Source organism: bacterium, from assembly GCA_035371905.1.
Classification (GTDB): Bacteria; Ratteibacteria; UBA8468; order B48-G9; family JAFGKM01; genus JAMWDI01.
The window spans coordinates 1-2,603 of the sequence record DAORXQ010000158.1 but is presented as its reverse complement, the minus strand read 5'-3'; the positions used below and the strand labels follow the sequence as shown (position 1 = coordinate 2,603).

Here is a 2,603-nt window from a genome sequence, read left to right as displayed (position 1 = left end):
AGTTAGTGCATTTAAAGTTAGAAGTCCGAGAGAAGGAGGACAATCCATAATCAGATAATCATATTTTACCTTATTTTTTTCAAGAATTTTTCTCAGAATTATTTCCCTTCCCACTTCATTAACAAGTTCAATTTCTGCACTTGCAAGGTCAATTTTTGATGGTATAAGGTCAAGATTTTTGTAAGGAGTTTTCTTTAAAACATCTGAAAGAGGTGTTTGATTTACAAGTAAATCATAGAGTGATTTACCTATTTGGGGTGGTTCAAAACCAAGATGAATTGTAGTATGTGATTGAGGGTCAAGGTCTATAAGTAATACATTTTTCCCAAGTTCTGAAAGATAATATCCAGTATTTACTACAGTCGTTGTTTTCCCTGAACCACCTTTTTGATTTATAACCGCTATTCTTCTCATATCCCTCCTTTCATAAGTTCATAACTTCTTAATTTATTTTAAACAAATTTAAAGTAATGTCAAATAAAATTTATTTTTATAGCAAAAAGAGGTAAAATAAAAAACAAAAGGAGTCAAAACAGGAATAATTTTTCTAAAAATAAAGGTTTATGAAAAAAAATAAATATTTTGAATTGCTTGTTGATTCAGGCACAATATATTCGGTTATTCTGAAAGAAGAATTGAAAAAACTTATAATTAAACTAACTTCTTTTAAGGAATTTGTCCTTGCAAATGGAGAAACCATTGAGAATTAAAGGAACTACAAAAATAACAGGTGTTTTTGGATACCCTATTAGTCATTCTTTATCACCTATTTTTCAGAATACTGCTTTTGAATATCTTGGACTTGATTATGTATATATTCCTCTTGAAGTAAAACCAAAAGACCTAAAAAAAGCAGTAGATTCAATAAGAATTTTTAATTGGGTAGGAGTAAATGTGACAATTCCTCATAAAAAAGAAATTGTAAAATATATTGATAAACTTGATGAGTCAGCAGAAATTCTTGGAGTTGTAAATACTATTCATAACATTAATGGAAAATTAAAGGGTTACACAACCGATGGAGATGGATTTATAAGGTCATTAAAAGAAGATGGAAAATTTAATCCCGAGGGTAAAACTGTTTTAATTATTGGAGCAGGTGGTTCATCTTATGCTATATCAGGTGCTCTAATTAAAGAAAAAGTTAATTTCATTTATATTACAAACAGGACTTATGAAAATGCAAAAAAATTAAAAGAACATATAGTTCAAAAATTGAATTTTAAAAATATTGAAATAATTGATTTTGAGAAAAGAAATGAATATAAAATATGGAATAATGTTGACCTTCTGGTTAATACAACTTCTGTCGGCATGAAAGAAAATGACCCACTTCTGATAAAAAAAGAAAATATTGAAAAAGTCAAATTTGTTTATGACATTGTTTATAACAGAAAAACAGAATTATTGAAAGAAGCAGAAAAATTAAAAATTCCTTATCTTGACGGTTTATCAATGCTTGTATATCAGGGAGCAATATCTTTTGAAATATGGACAGGTAAAAAAGCACCTACGGAAATTATGAAAAAGTCATTATACAAGAAATTCAAAACTTGACTTACAAAAAAATCGGAATAAAATGTAAAAAGTTTAAAATATATAAAACAAATTAAACGAAAATGGATGAAATAAAAGAAAAATTCATAGAATTAGCAGGAAATATTGGAGAAAGTCTGGGTTTAAACAGAACAACATGTCAGATTTACGCTTTACTTTATATAAATTCTTCTCCACTTTCTCCAGGACAGATAACAAAAGAACTCGGAATAAGTAAAGGTAATGTCAGTATAAATTTAAAAAAACTTGAAGAATGGAATGCAATAAAAAAGGTCTGGAAAAAAGGATATACAAGAGCCCTTTATAAAGCGAATGAAGATATGGAAGAGATTATTTATAATAAACTCCAAATTGGAATTACAAAAAGAATAAATGAAATAAGAAAATATATTGAAGAAATAAAAAATTCGTTAAATAAACAAAAAAAGAAAGAAACTCTAAAAAAAATTGAACAAATTGAAGGATTAATAAATAAACTTGAATTTTTAAACAAGAACTTAAAGTATCTTAAAAACAATGAGAGATAAAGATTTAGAAAAAATTTTCAAGTTAATAAATCAGATGGAAAAAAAAAGGATTTTAAAAAATTATGCTATTGGAGGAGCAGTCGCCACAATTTATTATACAGAACCTTTTTTTACACAAGATATAGACATTTTTTTTATCCCATCAAATGTAAAAAAACTTATTATCCTTACCCAATTTTATGACTTTTTGTTAAAAAAGGGTGGTAAAGTTTATAAAGAATTTATTTTAATCAATAAAATTCCAGTTCAGTTTATCCCGGCCAGTAAAGATTTAGAAAAAGAAGCAATAAAAAATTCATTGAAGGTCAAGTTTAAAAACATAGAAATTAAAATTTTAAAAGCAGAATATTTAATAGCAATATTTCTGGATGTTTTTAGACCGAAGGATAGAGAAAAAATCATAAAATTGATGGAACAGGCAAAGATAGATATAAAACTTCTTTATAGTATTCTGAAAAGGTATAATTTATATGAAAAATTTGATGATTTTAAGAAAAAATATTATGGGGAACAAAGTTA

At 26.2% G+C, this 2,603-nt stretch carries 5 protein-coding genes; 4 read left to right on the top strand and 1 reads right to left on the bottom strand.

Translation table 11 applies throughout. The features are described from left to right. Positions 1 to 414, bottom strand: a 414-nt coding sequence (locus tag PKV21_09985) for an AAA family ATPase (GenBank protein HOM27815.1), incomplete at its 3' end; no start/stop codon positions are given. A gap of 149 nt (positions 415 to 563) precedes the next feature. Here PKV21_09985 and PKV21_09980 point away from each other — a divergent pair. The 4 genes from PKV21_09980 to PKV21_09965 form a co-directional block, all read left to right on the top strand. Then, complete coding sequence (locus PKV21_09980) at positions 564 to 710, top strand: hypothetical protein (GenBank protein ID HOM27814.1); 147 nt, start codon at positions 564 to 566, stop codon at positions 708 to 710. Beyond that, positions 700 to 1,557, top strand: a complete 858-nt coding sequence (gene aroE, locus PKV21_09975; GenBank protein ID HOM27813.1) for a shikimate dehydrogenase — start codon at positions 700 to 702, stop codon at positions 1,555 to 1,557. The genes PKV21_09980 and aroE overlap by 11 nt, the downstream gene beginning before the upstream one ends. A gap of 62 nt (positions 1,558 to 1,619) precedes the next feature. Further along, on the top strand, positions 1,620 to 2,084 hold the full coding sequence (locus tag PKV21_09970; GenBank protein HOM27812.1) for a MarR family transcriptional regulator: 465 nt from the start codon (positions 1,620 to 1,622) through the stop codon (positions 2,082 to 2,084). Then, positions 2,074 to 2,603: hypothetical protein (locus PKV21_09965; protein HOM27811.1), on the top strand; the 530-nt coding region annotated here is incomplete at its 3' end. The genes PKV21_09970 and PKV21_09965, both read left to right, overlap by 11 nt.

Excerpts from the sequence above, each read along its gene's own strand:
- PKV21_09970 (HOM27812.1), top strand. The coding sequence starts at position 1,620 with ATGGATGAAATAAAAGAAAAATTCATAGAATTAGCAGGAAATATTGGA.
- PKV21_09980 (HOM27814.1), top strand. The coding sequence starts at position 564 with ATGAAAAAAAATAAATATTTTGAATTGCTTGTTGATTCAGGCACAATA.